At 46.6% G+C, this 16,829-nt stretch carries 21 protein-coding genes; 14 read left to right on the forward strand and 7 right to left on the reverse strand.

Annotation, left to right across the window (positions count from 1 at the left end; all coding sequences use genetic code 11):
- Positions 1-50 precede the first annotated feature (50 nt).
- The 3 genes from BW944_RS05635 to BW944_RS05645 are packed head-to-tail and all read left to right on the forward strand — an operon-like array spanning position 51 to position 2,227.
- Entirely contained in the window at positions 51-236 is a 186-nt protein-coding gene (locus BW944_RS05635; RefSeq protein ID WP_076557597.1) for a hypothetical protein, read from the forward strand.
- A 17-nt stretch (positions 237-253) separates the two neighbouring features.
- Positions 254-553, forward strand: a complete 300-nt coding sequence (locus tag BW944_RS05640) for a DUF4212 domain-containing protein (protein WP_076557599.1) — start codon at positions 254-256, stop codon at positions 551-553.
- A 12-nt stretch (positions 554-565) separates the two neighbouring features.
- Positions 566-2,227 (forward strand): sodium:solute symporter family protein, encoded by a 1,662-nt coding sequence (locus BW944_RS05645; RefSeq protein WP_076557600.1) that lies wholly within the window; start codon positions 566-568, stop codon positions 2,225-2,227.
- Between the two features lie 50 nt (positions 2,228-2,277).
- Here the strand turns inward: BW944_RS05645 and BW944_RS15130 are convergent, their stop codons facing one another.
- Genes BW944_RS15130 through BW944_RS05655 form a run of 3 tightly spaced genes read right to left on the reverse strand, consistent with a single transcriptional unit; the run spans position 2,278 to position 3,220 of the window.
- Positions 2,278-2,439, reverse strand: coding sequence for a hypothetical protein (locus BW944_RS15130; RefSeq protein ID WP_200806498.1), 162 nt, complete (start codon positions 2,437-2,439; stop codon positions 2,278-2,280).
- Positions 2,440-2,454: 15 nt separating this feature from the next.
- Positions 2,455-2,733: a hypothetical protein gene (locus BW944_RS05650; RefSeq protein ID WP_076557602.1), complete on the reverse strand. Its 279-nt coding sequence runs from the start codon at positions 2,731-2,733 to the stop codon at positions 2,455-2,457.
- A gap of 37 nt (positions 2,734-2,770) precedes the next feature.
- Positions 2,771-3,220 carry a sigma-70 family RNA polymerase sigma factor gene (locus BW944_RS05655; RefSeq protein ID WP_076557604.1) on the reverse strand — a complete coding sequence of 150 codons (450 nt, stop codon included), beginning with the start codon at positions 3,218-3,220 and terminating at the stop codon, positions 2,771-2,773.
- A gap of 160 nt (positions 3,221-3,380) precedes the next feature.
- Between BW944_RS05655 and BW944_RS05660 the strand changes: the two genes are divergently transcribed.
- On the forward strand, positions 3,381-3,881 hold the full coding sequence (locus BW944_RS05660) for a sigma-70 family RNA polymerase sigma factor (RefSeq protein WP_076557606.1): 501 nt from the start codon (positions 3,381-3,383) through the stop codon (positions 3,879-3,881).
- 27 nt (positions 3,882-3,908) lie between these two features.
- On the opposite strand, the gene thrB is transcribed toward BW944_RS05660, so the two are convergent.
- The 3 genes from thrB to BW944_RS05675 are packed head-to-tail and all read right to left on the reverse strand — an operon-like array spanning position 3,909 to position 7,181.
- Complete coding sequence (thrB, locus tag BW944_RS05665; protein ID WP_076557608.1) at positions 3,909-4,832, reverse strand: homoserine kinase; 924 nt, start codon at positions 4,830-4,832, stop codon at positions 3,909-3,911.
- Positions 4,825-5,883, reverse strand: coding sequence for a threonine synthase (thrC, locus tag BW944_RS05670; RefSeq protein WP_076557610.1), 1,059 nt, complete (start codon positions 5,881-5,883; stop codon positions 4,825-4,827). The genes thrB and thrC overlap by 8 nt, the downstream gene beginning before the upstream one ends.
- The gene (locus tag BW944_RS05675) at positions 5,883-7,181 is read right to left on the reverse strand and encodes a homoserine dehydrogenase (protein WP_076557612.1); all 1,299 of its coding nucleotides are present in this window, start codon (positions 7,179-7,181) and stop codon (positions 5,883-5,885) included. The genes thrC and BW944_RS05675 overlap by 1 nt, the downstream gene beginning before the upstream one ends.
- A gap of 277 nt (positions 7,182-7,458) precedes the next feature.
- Between BW944_RS05675 and BW944_RS05680 the strand changes: the two genes are divergently transcribed.
- The 10 genes from BW944_RS05680 to BW944_RS05725 all read left to right on the forward strand — a co-directional run bounded on the left by BW944_RS05680 (position 7,459) and on the right by BW944_RS05725 (position 15,045).
- Positions 7,459-7,683 (forward strand): hypothetical protein, encoded by a 225-nt coding sequence (locus tag BW944_RS05680; protein ID WP_076557614.1) that lies wholly within the window; start codon positions 7,459-7,461, stop codon positions 7,681-7,683.
- Positions 7,684-7,740: 57 nt separating this feature from the next.
- Positions 7,741-8,703: a mannose-6-phosphate isomerase, class I gene (gene manA, locus BW944_RS05685; protein WP_076557616.1), complete on the forward strand. Its 963-nt coding sequence runs from the start codon at positions 7,741-7,743 to the stop codon at positions 8,701-8,703.
- A gap of 13 nt (positions 8,704-8,716) precedes the next feature.
- Positions 8,717-10,411 (forward strand): phospho-sugar mutase, encoded by a 1,695-nt coding sequence (locus BW944_RS05690; protein WP_076557618.1) that lies wholly within the window; start codon positions 8,717-8,719, stop codon positions 10,409-10,411.
- A gap of 77 nt (positions 10,412-10,488) precedes the next feature.
- Positions 10,489-10,947, forward strand: a complete 459-nt coding sequence (locus BW944_RS05695) for an IDEAL domain-containing protein (RefSeq protein WP_076557620.1) — start codon at positions 10,489-10,491, stop codon at positions 10,945-10,947.
- Positions 10,947-12,431, forward strand: coding sequence for a M14 family zinc carboxypeptidase (locus BW944_RS05700; protein WP_076557622.1), 1,485 nt, complete (start codon positions 10,947-10,949; stop codon positions 12,429-12,431). The genes BW944_RS05695 and BW944_RS05700 overlap by 1 nt, the downstream gene beginning before the upstream one ends.
- A gap of 294 nt (positions 12,432-12,725) precedes the next feature.
- The gene (locus tag BW944_RS05705) at positions 12,726-12,950 is read left to right on the forward strand and encodes a helix-turn-helix domain-containing protein (RefSeq protein ID WP_076557624.1); all 225 of its coding nucleotides are present in this window, start codon (positions 12,726-12,728) and stop codon (positions 12,948-12,950) included.
- A gap of 17 nt (positions 12,951-12,967) precedes the next feature.
- Entirely contained in the window at positions 12,968-13,069 is a 102-nt protein-coding gene (locus BW944_RS05710; RefSeq protein WP_076557626.1) for an anti-repressor SinI family protein, read from the forward strand.
- A 12-nt stretch (positions 13,070-13,081) separates the two neighbouring features.
- Positions 13,082-13,672, forward strand: coding sequence for a hypothetical protein (locus BW944_RS05715; protein WP_076557628.1), 591 nt, complete (start codon positions 13,082-13,084; stop codon positions 13,670-13,672).
- 342 nt (positions 13,673-14,014) lie between these two features.
- Complete coding sequence (locus tag BW944_RS05720; RefSeq protein ID WP_076557630.1) at positions 14,015-14,764, forward strand: hypothetical protein; 750 nt, start codon at positions 14,015-14,017, stop codon at positions 14,762-14,764.
- Positions 14,765-14,778: 14 nt separating this feature from the next.
- Positions 14,779-15,045, forward strand: a complete 267-nt coding sequence (locus BW944_RS05725; RefSeq protein WP_076557631.1) for a hypothetical protein — start codon at positions 14,779-14,781, stop codon at positions 15,043-15,045.
- 227 nt (positions 15,046-15,272) lie between these two features.
- Here BW944_RS05725 and BW944_RS05730 read toward each other — a convergent pair whose 3' ends face one another.
- Complete coding sequence (locus BW944_RS05730; RefSeq protein WP_076557633.1) at positions 15,273-16,733, reverse strand: APC family permease; 1,461 nt, start codon at positions 16,731-16,733, stop codon at positions 15,273-15,275.
- Positions 16,734-16,829 lie beyond the last annotated feature (96 nt).

Here is a 16,829-nt window from a genome sequence, read left to right on the forward strand (position 1 = left end):
TAGAAAATTCAGTATCCAAAATTGGAAGCGATTACATTTGGGGGTGACCTATGGAGCTGGTAGTAGGATTCGTTTTATTGACGATTGTCAGTGTGTTTTTCGGACTCCGGAAATCGAAACCGTTTTTACTTACTCTTCCATTTCTGGCACTGTTCGGGTTTGTCATTATTAAAGTCGCAATGGTGCCTTTGCCATTCTGGGAGACGGTATCTTTCATTTTTGACTTAAGGGATTAATACAGGAGGTGGATTATTTGCAAAAGATCGATAAGAAAACCGCGGATGCTTATTTTCGAACACGGACGACACTGATCATCATTTATTTAGCGATAGGGTTCTGTGTTTCTTATGGTGTAGTGCTTTTTGCAGAACCGTTGTCGTCGATTACATTTCTGAATATGCCTCTTCATTATTACATGGGAGCTCAGGGAGCAGTACTTACATTTATTTTTCTTCTTTTTGTAAATGCAATTGTAAGCGATTTCGTAGACAAAAAATTTGGCCTGCTGGACCTTGATAAAGAAGATAAGGAAGAGAACGTGGTCAATAAATAACAGGGGGAAGATATGGATACTCAGTTTCTTGTTTCATTAACTTTAATCGTAGCTACATTTGGTTTATACATAGGCATAGCCATATTCAACACAGCCAAAAAAACCTCGGATTTCTACGTAGCGGACCGCGGTGTCCCACCGGTATTCAACGGGATGGCCATCGGAGCCGACTGGATGAGTGCAGCTTCATTCATAGGTATGGCGGGGACTGTCATGCTTCTCGGATATGATGGTCTTGCGTATATCATGGGCTGGACAGGGGGGTATCTGCTCCTTACTTTCCTTTTGGCTCCTCAATTACGTAAATACGGGAGATATACGGTCCCGGAATTTATCGGAGACAGGTATAAAAATGATACCGCACGCCTCATTGCCGCAGTAGCTACCATAATTATAAGTTTCACGTATTCTGTCGGTCAGCTGTCAGGCTCTGGTGTCGTTATCGGTCGTTTGCTTGAAGTGAACACAGCAATCGGTACACTTATCGGAGTAGTGCTCATCGCTTTCTATTCTGCCCTTGGTGGAATGAAAGGGATTACTTGGACTCAGGTGGCTCAATATGTCGTATTGATTACCGCCTACGTCATCCCCGTCATATTCATGGCGATGCAGTTGACGAGCAGTCCGCTCCCGTGGCTATCTTACGGGGAAGTCGTCTCTGAATTCTCAGCGCTCGATCAGGAACTGGGGATCAGTGAATACCTTGTGCCGTTCACGGAAGGATCGAAATGGCAGTTCATCGCACTTATGTTTACATTGATGGCAGGTACCGCAGGACTTCCTCACGTCATCACACGTTTCTTTACAGTAGCGACAATGAAGGCGGCCAGATGGAGTGGTGCCTGGGCGCTCGTGTTTATCGGGATCCTTTACCTCTCTGCTCCCGCTTACGCTGCGTTTTCCCGGTTCATTCTGATGACCCAGGTAGCCGGATCGCAAATAAATAATCTGCCCGCCTGGACACAGTCCTGGGTGGACACAGGGGAGTTGTCTGTAGCGGATTCGAACGGGGATGGCACCTTGCAGTGGTCAGAGCTGGTCATCAGTGGAGATATCGTTGTTATGGCGACTCCTGAAATCGCGAACCTCGGCATCTTCGTTATCGGATTGATGGCAGCCGGCGCAATGGCAGCAGCTTTGTCTACGGCGGGCGGTCTGATGATCACGATCTCAGCAGCTTTGTCTCATGATATTTATTACCGTTCCATCAATCCTCATGCGACAGACAGAAAACGGCTCGCTGTCGGACGTTGGTCCATCGTCATAGCTACTGTCGTTGCAGGACTGATTGCACTCAATCCTCCGGGAGCTATAACACAGATTGTAGCCTGGGCGTTCGCACTCGCCTCTGGTACATTCTTCCCGGCGCTGGTTCTCGGTGTGTGGTGGAGAAGAGCGAACGGTCCCGGAGTGGTCGCAGGACTGCTTGTGGGTCTTACAGTAACTCTGTCTTACATTTTCCTTGCCAAATTCGGCGGAGTTACCGTTCTCGGTATCATTGATACCGGCGCAGGAATCTTCGGAGCAGCTGCAGGCTTCCTGGCTAATATCGTCGTTTCACTTATGACGAAGCCTCCGACGCAGCAGACCATCGATGAAGTGACGGACCTTCGTTACCCTGAACAGTTGAAATATGAAAATGGAGAAGTGTGGGTGAATAAAAAGGCTGAGTAATCATTAGAGAGAAGTCTTTTCCCTCATAAAAGAACGAAAGACGGATGCTGTCAATCAGCATCCGTCTTTTTCGACTTGAAATACATATAAATGTTCAGAAAGATGAAGGCGACAGCGATGATGCCACCTACTGTTGTGAGCTCAAGAAGCTCAGTGAAAGCTCCTACAATGAAATAGAGCAGGAAAAACAAAGCGAACCCCAAGTAAAACACGATAATCTGTCCCTTCTATAGCGGATACATATAAAAACGGTAAACCGTAAACTCATCACCCTGCATGATATCATAAGACTCGATATTTATCGATGAAAAAGTAAGACCATCCTCCTGTTCAAACGATAGTGTAAGAACGTACTCCCTGTTTTCTATAAGGGGGATCGGACAAGGATTGATGATTTCTACCACCCATTCATAAGCGAACCGTTCTACGAAGGCATGTGTAAATTCTGTAGATGTACCATCGAACCAGAGATTTGTGATAGGTGTCAAATGCCGGTTGGGTTCCATAGCGCTTCTCCTTCGAAAGTAATAGTATGAGTTTCCCTTAATCGGAGGGGGTTGAAACATAAGTGGAGAATTTGCGCTGGAGTTTTTTCCGTTCCCTTAGCACGGTGGACTTGGAAATGGATAGAAGCGAGGCGATATCAGAGGTGGAATAGCCTTCCATCGAAAAGTGATAAATCTGTGCTTCTCTCTCGTCAAGGGGAGGTTGAAGGAAGTAATGATCGATATGGGAGGAAGGGTAAAGGACCATGATTTTTTTCAGCAATTGTTCCCGGTGCTTCGCTTTTCGGAGCACCGAGCGGAAATGGTATTTCAGCTCCTGGTAGTAGTAAGTGGAAAATTTCGAAAGTGACGGGTCATAGTTTTCTACACACTTATGATAGATGAAATAGGCCTCCTGCAGTTCATCCTCATGCGGAGACGGGATGTTGAGACGATTAAGCACTTCTGCAACCAGCCCATAATATTCGGGGAATGAATTTATGTCCATGAGTTCTCTCCTTTCTTGTTATATTATCCCTCTTTTCCCTGCAAAAGAGAATAGATTTCTGAATATTCCGGGGGAGAAATTTAATTTTCCGTAAAAAAATGACACCAAAATCCATTCTTAACACGATTATAAAGTAAGAAGATAAAAGGATGTGTTTTTTATGGAACCCGGAACTTTCGATGAGACAGTTAGACAGAACGAAAAGAGAATTCATTATTTCATCCATCAACTCGGTATCCGTGATGTGGACGGTGAATATTATCAGGAAGGACTCATCGCTTTATGGAAAGCATGCGAGTCCCATAATGAAACGAAGAGTGATTTTTCTACATACGTCAACTGGAAAATCAGAAATGCACTGATCGATCGGATCAGAAACGATCAACGTTACAAAGAGAAACAGGAACATCAACGGCAAATGATTTCAATAGAAGAAGGCAGCGTACCTCCTCCTGAGATGCACAATGAATGGTTATGGAGACAAATAAGGGAGCGGCTGACACCTAATGAATGGAAATGGGTGGTCCAGTTCGCTTATGAGGACAAAGCAGTGGCTCAAATTGCAGCAAGGGAAGGCGTCACTCAGGATGCCGTGAAAAATTGGGGGAGGCATGCAAAACGGAAACTGAAAAATTTCGCTCCTCTTGTCGACGAAAGATAATCCTATAATAAAAAAGAAGCTCCCGAATTACGCTTCGGAAACTTCTTTTTGAGCACATCTCTCTACCTGTACGCCTTTTGTGTCCGTACGAAGAGATTCAAAATATAAATGAGGGAAAACAGACCTCAATTCTTCAATCTCTTTCTCTTCCAGTTCCTCAAATAGACCGATCATCGTCGGGCCGGCGCCACTGACGTAGGTACCGACGCTGCCCGCTGTTTTCAATGCTTTCGATACAGGGGCGAAATCAGGCAGGAGCGGGCTACGATAAACCTGGTGAAAACGGTCCTTCTCCATCATCTCCCCCGCCAATTTCCAATCGTGCAGGGCAAGAGCTGCGACGAGAACGTTACCGGTACTGCTTGCATAGACAGCCTCTTTATAAGAGAACTGTCTCGGCAGCAGATCACGGGCTTCTTCCGTTTTCAAATGGAAGTCCGGAACGACCGTGAGCCACTGCAGCGATTCCACTCCGTTCGTCAACTTCACATATTTCGGTGTGTCGTGGTCGTAATGGGCGATGACGATACCGCCGCATATGGCAGGCGCTACGTTATCCGGATGCCCTTCGATTTTACAGGCTACGATCACTTTATCCTGTTCAGTCAACTCAAGACCGAGAAGCTGATTGGCAAGCTCGATGCCCGCAACGACGGCAGTGGAGGAGCTCCCAAGCCCCCGCGATACCGGAACGTCATTCGAGGTGGTCACTTCATAAGTTGGAAGGTTATCATACCCGAATTCCTTCGCTGTGAAAATGGCTGCCTGGTAGATCAGGTTATCTTTCCCCTCCGGGATGAACGGGCGATCCGCTTCCGGAACGATGAAGCGCCACTCATCACTGGGTGCGCAGCGGAACGTCGCATATTTCGTCAGAGCGATACCGACAGAGTCAAAACCGGGACCGAGATTTGCGGAAGTAGCTGGCACAGTGATTGTGAAATTACTCATGATGATCCCCTTTCAAAGCTTTTCTGAATGCGTGAAGGTCATTTTCAATCACTTTCGGTTTCAGTTCGCTTGTATCTATCGCGGTATTCGGATCCTTCAGCCCGTTACCTGTAAGGACATGGACGACAGTGGAGCCTTTCTCGATTTTTCCTTCTTTCAATTTTTTAAGGGTGCCTGCAAGGGAAGCACAGGAAGCGGGTTCAGCGAAGATGCCTTCTTTTTGGGCGAGTAAGTGATAGGCTTCGAGAATCTCTTCATCGGTCACTTTATCAATTTCCCCCGAAGATTCCTGGACGACGTCTTTCGCGGGCCCCCAGCTGGCAGGATTGCCGATACGGATAGCCGTGGCTACGGTTTCAGGGTTTTCGAAGACACGGTCTTCAACGATGGCGGCTGCTCCACTAGCTTCGAAACCGTACATTTTCGGAAGACCGGTGGCATACTTTTCATTGTATTGTTTAAATCCTCGCCAGTAAGCGGTGATGTTCCCGGCGTTACCGACAGGGATACAAAGATAGTCCGGAGCTTTACCGAGGGAGTCACATACTTCAAAAGCGGCCGTCTTCTGGCCTTCGATGCGGTTCGGATTCAAAGAGTTGACGAGTGTGATTCCGTCTTCTTTGGCCACTTCTTTGACGATTTCAAGCGCCTGGTCGAAGTTCCCTTTGATAGCGAAGACCTCCGCTCCGTACATGACCGCCTGGGCAAGTTTCCCTTCAGCGATCTTTCCGTCAGGTATAACGACGATGCAACGCATGTTAGCTCTCGCCGCAAAGGCGGAAGCAGAGGCGGAGGTATTCCCGGTGGAAGCGCAGATGACAGCTTCGGAGCCGTCTTCGATCGCCTTGGCCATCGCCATCACCATACCGCGGTCCTTGAAGGAACCGGTCGGGTTGGCACCTTCGACTTTTACATAGGCGTCGATATCAAGTTCTTCGGATAAGTTCTTCAGATGAATGAACGGTGTATTCCCTTCATTCAGGGTGAGGGCCGGCGTATTTTCTGTTACCGGCAGCCATTCTTTGTAATGGTGGATCAGACCATGCCACATTAATTGTCTCCTCCTTCTACACGGAAGACGCTGTCGACGGAGCGGACGGAAGGTAGCTGTTCAAGAGCTTCCATCGCTGATTCAAACGCTTCTTCATTTACGGAATGGGTGACCATCATCAGTTCGCGTTCTTCATGGGAATCCGCTGGCTGCTGGATGATCTGGTCAAAGGAAATATCCTTTTCGGCGAATACGCGGGTCAGCTCCATAAGGATACCGGGCTGGTCGAGTACATGAAGGCGGATATATTTCTTCGTATATGTGTCCGCTTTCGATTTCAGCTTCCGGTCATGTTGAGGGTGCACGTAATTGTTCCCGGTGGTTCCGAGCTGAATGTTCTTCACGACGGCTATCAGGTCGGAGACGATCGCTGTAGCTGTCGGTCCTTTGCCGGCTCCCGGTCCGTAGAACATCGTTTCCCCCACAGCATCTCCGTACACGTACACAGCGTTGTATTCATCGTTTACATTGGAGAGCGGATGTGATTTTGGAAGAAGGGAAGGTTCGACGCTTAGAGAGATCCCTTCTTCATCGTGTTCAGCGATACCGATGAGTTTGATCGCATATCCGAGTTTATCAGCGTAATCGATGTCAGCTGTGGACATTCCACGAATCCCTTTCAGCTTCACGTCCTCGAGTCTCGTAGGCATGGAGAAACCGAGGATGGATAAAATCGTCATTTTCCTTGCGGCGTCGAGTCCGTCTACGTCCGCCGTAGGATCGGCTTCGGCGAATCCGAGCTCCTGGGCTTCTTTCAACACTTCATCAAAATCCGAGCCGTCCTGGCTCATTTTCGTAAGAATGTAGTTCGTCGTTCCGTTGACGATCCCCATCATTTTACGGATGTTATCGGAAGAGAGACCATCAACGATCGACCGGATGATCGGAATTCCGCCGGCGACACTCGCTTCATAGTAAAGATCCGTCTGGTTGCGTACAGCGGCGTCGAAGAGTGCTTCTCCATGTTCGGCGACGAGGTCCTTGTTGGCGGAGACGATATGCTTTTTATTTTCAATCGCTCCGAGCAATACGTTCAGCGTGTGCTCTACGCCCCCCATCACTTCTACGATGACATCGATCTCCGGGTCGTCGGTGATATCTTCATACTTATCCGTCAGTTCTACTGAGTCACCGGGAAGATTTCTGTCTTTATGGAGGTCATGGACAAGAGCTTTCTTCACCTTCACTTCGCATCCGGTTTTATGTTTGATGCTTTCCTTATTATTGTGCAGAATCTCGATGACACCTGTGCCCACGGTGCCGAGACCCAGAAGTCCTACTTGAATTGTATCTTTCATATGATCACTCCTTGTCCACTTCTAAAGTACATTATTGTTTATATAATGGACATTGTACAGGAAGTGGCGAGGTGCTACAAGGAGAGTATTCTAAATATTATGAAGTAATCGCTTTCTTTTTTTGAGAAAAATAAGAATAATTATGGAAGTTTTGATTGTAAAAGGAAAAAATACCTATATAATAGGAAGAGTACGGTGTAAGTGGTAATTCATTTGACTTAGGCTCCTTAGTGCCGTTTATACCGCACCCACTATTACATTCAGGAGTTGAAAGCGAATGAATCTAAAGGAATTTATTGATGCTTGCACTGTTTCGATCGATGTACTCATTAACAGACTCGGGGTGCAGGGGCATTATGAAGATTTTTTCAGTGAAGGGTCGGAGATCGCTAAAAAAGAATACATAGAAGACCCTACTGTAGAAATCAATGCCCTGATGAACAAAATACATATCCATTATTTGGAGATGCTCGATTCAAGTTTGCAGAATGGGGGAAATTGACCGGCGAATGCCGGTCTTTTTTGTTATAATAAAAGAAAAGGAAAAGGTGGGACCCGAATGTATAAGGAACCGATGATGCTCGCTCCTCTGTTCAAGGAAAGAATCTGGGGTGGTACGAACTTGAGAGATATGTACGGATATCCTCTTCCTTCTCCAAGAACCGGGGAATGCTGGGCTATTTCCGGGCACGAGAGCGGTACGAATGAAATTATGAATGGTCCGCTTGCCGGTTCTACTCTCCGAGAAACGTGGACGGACCACAGGGAACTGTTTTCAGAAGAGGCAGGGGAGGAGTTTCCGCTTCTCACGAAGATTCTGGATGCGAACGATAAGCTGTCTGTGCAAGTCCATCCGGACGATACATATGCGAAGGAAAAAGAAAGCAAACCGTACGGAAAGACCGAATGCTGGTACATTTTAGACGCCGAGGAAGATGCCGAGATCATTCTCGGTCATTATGCAACATCGGAAGAAGAGTTCCGCGAAAGAGTGGACAACGGGGAGTGGGATGAACTGCTCCGGCCTCTGAAAGTGGAGGCTGGGGATTTCTTCTACGTCCCAAGCGGCACGATCCATGCTATCGGGGCGGGGGTGAGAATTCTGGAAACCCAGCAAAACTCGGATATCACGTACCGGGTGTATGATTATGATCGGCTCGGGCAGGACGGAGAGAAACGGGAGCTTCATCTTGATGATTCTGTCGAAGTCGCCTCCATCCCTCATGAAGACCCTGGAATAGAGCGGACGACTGCAATAATTAAAGGGATGAAACGTGAGCACCTGATCAGTGAAGAATATTTCTCTGTTGAACATTGGGATATACACGGGATGACTCACGAGATCCGTAACCCTTCGTATCTGTTATTCAGTGTTCTGGAGGGTGATGTGAATGTTTGGATCGAAGGGGAGCGACACGGCGTCGAAAAGGGCGATCATTTCATACTGCCTGCGTCCGTTAAAGCTTTTACTCTTGAAGGAACGGGAGCGTTCATCGTTTCCCATTCAAATAAAGAAAAATAGGAGGGATTAGATTATGAGTTGGAAAAAAACATTAGAAAAATGGAAAAATGAAGAGAACCTGGATGAGTCACTGAGGGAACAGCTTGGGATGTTGGATGAAGAGGAACTCGAGGACGCTTTTTATAAAGAACTGGAATTCGGTACCGGAGGAATGCGCGGGAAACTTGGGCCAGGAACGAACCGGATGAACGTGTACACGATCAGGAAAGCCGCTCAAGGGCTAGCGGACTACGTGAAGGCGGAACATGGAGAGAGCATCGCCATCGCCTATGACAATCGTTATCTGTCCGAAACCTTTGCCACTGAGACAGCTCGCGTGGTCGGTGCGAATGGCATCAAGGCCTACGTTTTCTCTTCTCTCCGGCCAACTCCTGAACTCTCCTTCGCCGTTCGTTATTTACAGGCGACTGCAGGTGTGGTCATCACTGCAAGTCACAACCCGCCGGAGTACAATGGTTTCAAAGCGTACAATGAAGATGGGGGACAGTTACCTCCGGAAGAGGCGGAAAAAATGATCGACCTCGTCGAGCAAGTCGAAAGTGAACTGCACGTGAACACAGAAGAAGTGGCGGTTCTTGAGAAAAAAGGACTTCTGGAATGGATCGATGACGAAGTGGACCGCGCGTATCTTGAAGCGGTACAGGGCATCAGGATCTCTGATGAAACGGATAAGGACTTGGCGATCGTATTCACACCTCTGCATGGCACCGCGCATATGCTGGTACCTGCCAGTCTGAAAGAAGCGGGGTATAGAAACGTGAGCCTCGTCGAAGAACAGGCGATCCCGGATCCTGAGTTTTCGACTGTAGCATCTCCGAACCCTGAAGAGCATCAGGCGTTTGCGATGGCTATAGAAAAAGGAAAAGAGACCGGGGCAGAACTTTTGATCGCTACGGACCCGGATGCTGACCGTGTCGGTCTTGCCGTGCCGGGAGAAGACGGAGAATATCAAGTGTTGAGTGGGAACCAGACTGGAGCCCTTATGCTGGATTACATCCTTTCTCAAAATGGAAACCTTCCAGAGAACAAAACAGTGATCAAAACGATCGTCACCTCGGAAATGGGAAGAACGATCGCTTCGAAGTACGGGGCACGGACATTGGATACACTGACCGGTTTCAAATATATCGGAGAGAAGATAAAGGAATTCGAAGAATCGAAGGAAGCTACGTTCGCTTTCGGATACGAAGAGAGTTACGGTTACCTGATCGAGGGTTTCGTACGGGACAAGGATGCGGTCCAGGCTGCACTTATCGCGGCAGATATGGCTGGCTTCTGGAAGAAGAAAGGGTTCACTCTTCTCGAAGCACTCGAGGAGCTCTACAAAGAACATGGATATTATATGGAAGAAATGGATTCCCTGAAGCTTGAGGGACGAGCCGGTACGGAGAAAATCTCGAGGATTGTGGACAGGTTCCGTCAAATGAGACCGGAAACTTACGGCGGGCTAGCCGTGCAGGCGATTGAAGACTATCAATCTTCTGAGAAAACGTATCTAGACGGAACGAAGGAAGCGATTTCGCTGCCTAAATCGAATGTAGTGAAATTTCTTCTTGCTGATGATAGCTGGTTCTGTCTCCGTCCTTCCGGAACCGAACCGAAGCTGAAATGCTACTACGGGGTGAAATCCGACTCGAGGGAAAAAAGTAAAGCACTGCTGGAGCAGCTTAGTAAAGAAGTGACAGAAGAATGGTCTATAGTTAAGTGAAACGCTTTCATTTCACTGGATTTTCCGGTAAAATAATGTAATATACAGAAAATTCAGATTGAATGGGGTGTAAATCGATGATGCAACTTGAAAATCTTCAGCCATACGCAATCGTCGAGGATGGGCCGTTTCTCCGGATCATTTTTGATCATTCATATATCAGCCTTCTTGTCGATGAAAAGTCATATCAATTCATTCCGGCAGAATCAAGTGAGATTTTTATCAATAAAGAGTTGAATAAGGTCCATAACTTGTTCGATGTATTCACTTTTGAAAAGGGAGAGGAGATTCTTCATGTGACTGTGATCGATCTGATGCATATGAAGCAATTTCGGACGCAGTTGCAACAGATTATCCACACGTTTTATGAAAAACGTACGATGATCCCTGTAGCGGAAGTGGAAACGATAGTCCAGGAACTGGAGAAGGAGAATATTCTTCGTCTTATCGACCGGGCGATCGATGAAGGGGAGGAGCACTCGTTCCTTGAACTCACTAACCGATTATCGGAATATGGGGGGAAAGTAGAAGAATAATGAACAAGAAATGGATGATCGTATTTTTTATCCTGGCATGGACCTTTCCTGTATCGGTCCATGCCGATAAAATTGTAAACACGAACTCAACGTATACATATGAAGAAATGCAAGGGGATCTCGAACAGCTTGACGATACATATGGGGATCTCGTGGAAGTGTTCGACATCGGCGACTCGGTTTACGACCGAGATATTTATCTGGTGAAACTCGGTTACGGAGACGATCATGTTCTTTATAATGGGTCCCATCATGCGAGAGAATGGCTGACTACGATATTGAATATGAACATGATCGAAGAATATGCCAAAGGGTATCTGGGAGAGACTTCATTCCCTTCCTATAATGCGAAACAGGTGCTTGATGATACATCTATCTGGTTCGTACCGATGGTGAATCCCGATGGAGTCACTCTTCAGCAGAAAGGGCTCTCAGCTTTTCCTGAAGAGGTCCACGATAAATTGATCGAGTGGAACGAGGGGAGTACAAATTTCAAGCGCTGGAAAGCGAATGCTCAAGGGATCGATTTGAATCGTCAGTACCCTTCCGGATGGAATAATGTGACGAAAACCTCGAGAAGTTATAAGAACTTCAAAGGTGATTACCCGCTTCAGGCTCCGGAGGCGAAAGTGATGCGGGACCTTCAGTATCTTTTGAATCCGGAACTTACGATTTCTTATCATACAGCGGGTCAGATCATGTATTGGAATTATAGAATCGAACCGGAGGACTATGAACGCAATTCGCGTATAGCACGTAACTATTCCAGGTTCAGCGGCTATGATCTCGTCCAGTTTGAAAGTAACGGAAGCGGCTACACCGACTGGGTGCTCGACTACTGGGATCAGCCTGCACTTACGCCCGAACTCGCGGTTTATCCTGGGCCGACAAATGTGGACCCCGCACGTTTTCCTACCGCCTGGGAAAATAATAAAGTGGCAGGATTATACGCGGCGAGAGAAGGTTTTGATATTTCCGACCGGGACTACCGGGAAAAAGCGGAAATGTGGCTCGATCATCGTACGAAACGATTGTTGGAAGAAGAAGGAGAAAACTACACGCGTGTCCAGGCTCTGGATGAAAGATATCAGCTTCACCCGGTTCAGATGATGGAACTTTACAGCTGGTATCAGTCTTGTCAGAATTGTTCTGCCCAATCCCTCTCGGAAGAAATGGAAGGCTTGAAAGCTTTCGATGAATGGAAGGAAGAGAAAACGGTACAGCCGAATCACGTGTTCACTGTCCGTTTCAATACAGACCTCACTGCTGCTTCGAGGAGCAGCGAGTCGTTCTATCTACAGACAGAAAACGGAGAAGACATGGAAACGGGAGCGGTCCAGGGAGGAGAAGACACTGTACTTGTCTACCCTCCTAAGGGAGGATATGAGTCAAGAGAGACTTATTCCTTGTATATAAAAGATATAACCTCTGAAGAAGAGTATGAGATGGAGAAAGAGATCGCATTCACCTTCCATGTAGAATAAATGATGATTATGTAAGGCATCCTGAAAGCAGGATGCCTTTTTTGTGATGGGCTCTATTATCGTTCACAAAACAACAAGCGGCTTTAATAGCGCTTGTTCTTAAAAAAGAATAAAATGCGCTTATAATGAAAAAGGTGGTAAAAAGAAGTAAAACCAAGAAAACAATAGTATTAGACCAACAAAAGAGATAAATGGCTATTTTTGAGACTTTATATTTTTCGTAATAAAGAATATACTTAAAATACAAATTCGTTATAAAGAACGAATAAGATTTGGAGGGTGGAGGATGTGGCGATGATTGGAGAGAGAATTCGTGTATTGCGGCTCGGCAGAGGGTTATCGGTCAGTGAACTGGCGAAACGTTCGGGGGTATCAAAGTCTTATATCAGTAATATAGAACGCGGGGTACAGAAGAATCCGTCCTATATTGTGATGAGTAAACTTGCTAAGTCCCTGCATGTACCGCTTGAGGATCTTATTTCGCATACTCGGAACCCATCGGATGAAGAGGCAAAATAATAAGGAGGCGGCAAGTTATGGAAAAGCTGGACCGGGAATGGGTGGAGCTTTTACAGGAGGCGAAAGACCTCGGCCTCTCGCTTGAGGATGTAAAAAAATTTCTCGAGTCTTGTGAGTGAAAGGAGGAGCTGATGAGTGGAAAAGTGACCTTCAAAAGAAGTGCGGTTCAGTCCAATGTAGAAGGGGAGACCACCCCGGCTTTTTCGAATCTCGTGTATGTCATTTACGACGTAAGTCCGGTTGTGAAAAGATTCTCGCAACTTCGTATAAAATCCGGATGGCAGATGGAGTGCAGGGAAAAAGAAGTCTACGCTATATCACCGAACCAGAAAAAGGAACAAATGATGAAAGGAATCATTGGGGACGAATCTCCTCTTTCCTACATTCAGGCAGCTTCGTGCTATCATCAATTAAATAATAATATTGCGGGGCTTGATTTTGTATGGGAAGAAGAAGCTGTCATCGATGACACATATGTCACCATGCTTCATTATCTGGGGTTCTGGCCTTTCGGTGATCTTTCCAGGAGCATGAACCCTCTGTTCTTCTATGATTCTCTTCATCATCCCGTCGTTATCTTCTTCACTTATCACCGGGAAGTGAAGAACACGATTGTGAAACATATACACCGCTTCGACTACGAAGGATATGGACTTAAATATGGATGCCGCACCTGGGCGATTCATAATAAGGACCAGGTCACTGTGAAGCGGATTAAATGAAAGTCGACTGTGGTCGACTTTTTTTTATAGTTCTGTTAAAGCCTGTTGTTGATTTCAGAACGAAGGGTGGTGACGCCTGCGGAATGAGCATGGAAGGAAAATCACCCGTATCCACCAAGGGAGATACGGGAAGTTTCCGCTATGCCCGCGGCAAGCTTCCACCCGTAGAGATAAAAATCAGCAATGAACGATAACAGAGCCTTTTTTATAAGGGAAGCAAAAGAAGTGTCAGAAGTATGTAATTGTTACGTGATTTGTAATTATTCTGCAATAGATTTCTGCCGGCCCGGCGTGCTATAATAAGGGAAGAAATGACAAACGGAGAAGAAGGAGGCACCATTAGTGAAACGTATTTTGTATATGTTTATTATTCTTTCACTGTCTATTATAATATCCGCATGCTCGGGTGAGGATGTGGAGAACGCCAATGATCTAGAAGGCTCTGACAAGAATCAGGAAGAGAAAGAAACCCAGGAAGGCTCGAGTGATTCCGAAACGGCCGACGCCGCAGGTGAGTCTAGTGACGGTTCTGAAGAAGGAGAAGGCGGATCTTCTTCAACTAATGAAGAAGGAACGAATGGAGAAGGATCGAACGCCGGTTCCGAATCTGGCTCTGATTCCGATTCTTCTTCCGGAACTTCTGATAGTGGATCCTCGGAATCGAATGATTCTTCTGTAGCTTCGCAAGGCAATAGCGATGAAAGCAGTAGTAGTTCTTCAGATTCAGCAAGTGGGGAAGGCTCTTCTTCAGAGAATGAAGGGGAAGGAAATAGCGGAGAGGAAGCCCCTTCTGAGGATGGCCACGTCAATGGAACGCCTCGCTCCGAAGAAGAGATGAGTTCTGCGACCCAGTACACTTTTTCTGAAGTAAATGGTACTGCCGTTGAAGTTATTACAGGAGTGAGTGCGGCAGATATCGAAGTTTCGAATATCCCGGAAGCCGGAGAAAACGCTGAAGTGTACATGATGATAGACGATGGACAAATCATTGATATGAGTTATGATAGTGAAGAGGGGACATTCAACAATCTTCAAATCAAAAATGTCTCACCACAGGCAATCAAGAGCGCCACTGTTTATGTAACTTCGTAAGAAAGGGGAATTCTGTGAGTAATTATGTAAAAGATCAGGACCCGGTACTCAAAGATGTAGCCGGTCTTGCAAAAGCATTGAAAATCGAAAGTGGGGACCTTGGTAAGGAAAGACAGGATCTTGAACTAGTCCTTCATTTAGAAAATGGGGAGAAAAGAATTCCTTTTCAGTACCATGAAGAAAAGGGAGACTACCGTATATTGCAGATCCCTATGACAATTGCTGATGACACGATTATGAACGGACGTGTTGAACCGAAAGCTGTAGACACGGTCCATTAAAAAGAATAGGGTACAAAAATTAAATAGAACAAACCAAAAGCCGAACACGAATGTTTGGCTTTTGTTCTGTATGCTGTTCATAAAAGGATAAAAAAGAACAACACATCGCTTTCTGCGGGCACGTGCTCAAGGGGGGGGCCATGCTCAAGAATATCGTTTGACCATGGGGGTCTTCCGCTCGTGCAGTACCTGCAGGGGCTCTGGTTGTTCTTCAATCTTTTTGGATATTACAGCTCTTCTTTTTCCAGGATGAGATAGTTCATATCTTTTCTTGAAATGTCATTATATCGCTTCTGATTCGCGAAGTAGAATACGATTCCGAGCAAAATCCATACCCCGAAAGCTATATAGGATTCCTGACCGAGCGACGAAGGCAACGGTGGGAACAGAAGTAATACGAGAAACCCTAGTGAACTGAGCAGACCGAGTAAGGCGAATACCTTTCTTCCCGGAGAAACCGCAGCATGAGGGTTTTTCTTTTTGCCTGCTTCGGAATAAGCGAAATACTTATAAGCGGTAGCTGTACAGAAGAAGTACGCAATCGCTACCCCGGTGGAAGACATGTCCACGACCCATAGCAGTGCCTCGCGGCCGAACCACGGAGCGATCAGGCAAATGAGAACCGTGAAAATGATTCCTACATAGGGAGTGTTGTATTTCGGATGAAGCTGACGGAACGCATTAGGTAAAATGCGGGCACGGCCCATCGCGAAAGTCAGACGGCTTGAGGAAATCATGAAACCGTTCAGACCGGTGAATATCCCCATCGAAACAGCAGCTGCGATGATGAATACACCGAGACGTCCCATGTAACTTTCAATAGCATGTCCTACTCCCCATTCGATATTCTGGGAATCGATGACTCCGAGGAGATCCTGCCACGGCATGGTACTTGCGGTAATCAGAATCATCGCGGAATACGCAAGTCCGGCAGCAAGAAGAGACCAGATGATAAGTCCGAATGCTTTCTTCGGTTCGAAATTGAATTCTTCCGCCGCTTGCGGAATATTATCGAACCCGACGTAGGCGAAAGGAGCAAGTGCCAGGATCGTCAGCACGGAAATGACCATGGACTGATCCGGTTTGAAAGCTGGTGTTGCGTTCGAAAGGCTCGGACCTTCTGTGAAAATGGCTCCGAGTCCGAGCAGGGTGATACCTGCAATCAGTACCATTGCGAAAATAAACTGTATGTTTCCCGAGAATTTGGCTCCCCGTATATTCAGCAGACCGAAAATGATGATGGCGATACTTGAAATTAAAATCTGCATGATAGAAACGTTGTAGCCGGCTACGGTATACATTGTTCCGATAGCCATTATATCCGGGAACAGGAATTTAGCTAATAGCGATAGCGCAGAGGCGTTCAAGGCTACAATACACATATAACCGAGCGTCAGGAACCAACCTGCGACGAAGGCGAACTTTCTCCCGAATCCTATGTAGGCATAGGCGAATTCTCCCCCTGTCACCGGGAACTTCTCAATGAGAAATCCGTAGCTGACTCCGATGACCATCATGAGTGCGGCACCCAACAGGATACCGATGATAACTCCGAGCGGCCCCGCGTCGCTCATCCAGTCCGGTGGCAAAACAAAAGCTCCCCAACCGATGGCGGAACCGAAAGCGATCGCCCATACCCAGTGAGGCTTCAGCGATCTTTCAAGTTTCTTTCTTTCCCTTATAGCCATAAGGTGTACATCCTCCTAAACAAACTTTTTCCCCAATTACACATAATTGGGGTTATTTTTTGTGCATTCCTTATTGTACACGCTATGAAACGTGAA

Origin of the sequence: Salimicrobium flavidum, assembly GCF_900156645.1 — a bacterium.
Taxonomy (GTDB): Bacteria; Bacillota; Bacilli; order Bacillales; family Halobacillaceae; genus Salimicrobium; species Salimicrobium flavidum.

Bases quoted from the DNA above. Each gene is read 5' to 3' on its own strand.
- BW944_RS05705 (WP_076557624.1), top strand. From the start codon at position 12,726: ATGATTGGAGAGAGAATTCGTGTATTGCGGCTCGGCAGAGGGTTATCG.
- BW944_RS05690 (WP_076557618.1), top strand. From the start codon at position 8,717: ATGAGTTGGAAAAAAACATTAGAAAAATGGAAAAATGAAGAGAACCTG.
- thrB (WP_076557608.1), bottom strand. From the start codon at position 4,832: ATGAGTAATTTCACAATCACTGTGCCAGCTACTTCCGCAAATCTCGGT.
- BW944_RS05695 (WP_076557620.1), top strand. From the start codon at position 10,489: ATGATGCAACTTGAAAATCTTCAGCCATACGCAATCGTCGAGGATGGG.
- BW944_RS05710 (WP_076557626.1), top strand. From the start codon at position 12,968: ATGGAAAAGCTGGACCGGGAATGGGTGGAGCTTTTACAGGAGGCGAAA.
- BW944_RS05650 (WP_076557602.1), bottom strand. From the start codon at position 2,733: ATGGAACCCAACCGGCATTTGACACCTATCACAAATCTCTGGTTCGAT.
- BW944_RS05730 (WP_076557633.1), bottom strand. From the start codon at position 16,733: ATGGCTATAAGGGAAAGAAAGAAACTTGAAAGATCGCTGAAGCCTCAC.
- BW944_RS05675 (WP_076557612.1), bottom strand. From the start codon at position 7,181: ATGAAAGATACAATTCAAGTAGGACTTCTGGGTCTCGGCACCGTGGGC.
- BW944_RS05715 (WP_076557628.1), top strand. From the start codon at position 13,082: ATGAGTGGAAAAGTGACCTTCAAAAGAAGTGCGGTTCAGTCCAATGTA.
- manA (WP_076557616.1), top strand. From the start codon at position 7,741: ATGTATAAGGAACCGATGATGCTCGCTCCTCTGTTCAAGGAAAGAATC.
- BW944_RS05655 (WP_076557604.1), bottom strand. From the start codon at position 3,220: ATGGACATAAATTCATTCCCCGAATATTATGGGCTGGTTGCAGAAGTG.
- thrC (WP_076557610.1), bottom strand. From the start codon at position 5,883: ATGTGGCATGGTCTGATCCACCATTACAAAGAATGGCTGCCGGTAACA.
- BW944_RS05700 (WP_076557622.1), top strand. From the start codon at position 10,947: ATGAACAAGAAATGGATGATCGTATTTTTTATCCTGGCATGGACCTTT.
- BW944_RS05645 (WP_076557600.1), top strand. From the start codon at position 566: ATGGATACTCAGTTTCTTGTTTCATTAACTTTAATCGTAGCTACATTT.
- BW944_RS05635 (WP_076557597.1), top strand. From the start codon at position 51: ATGGAGCTGGTAGTAGGATTCGTTTTATTGACGATTGTCAGTGTGTTT.
- BW944_RS05680 (WP_076557614.1), top strand. From the start codon at position 7,459: ATGAATCTAAAGGAATTTATTGATGCTTGCACTGTTTCGATCGATGTA.
- BW944_RS05660 (WP_076557606.1), top strand. From the start codon at position 3,381: ATGGAACCCGGAACTTTCGATGAGACAGTTAGACAGAACGAAAAGAGA.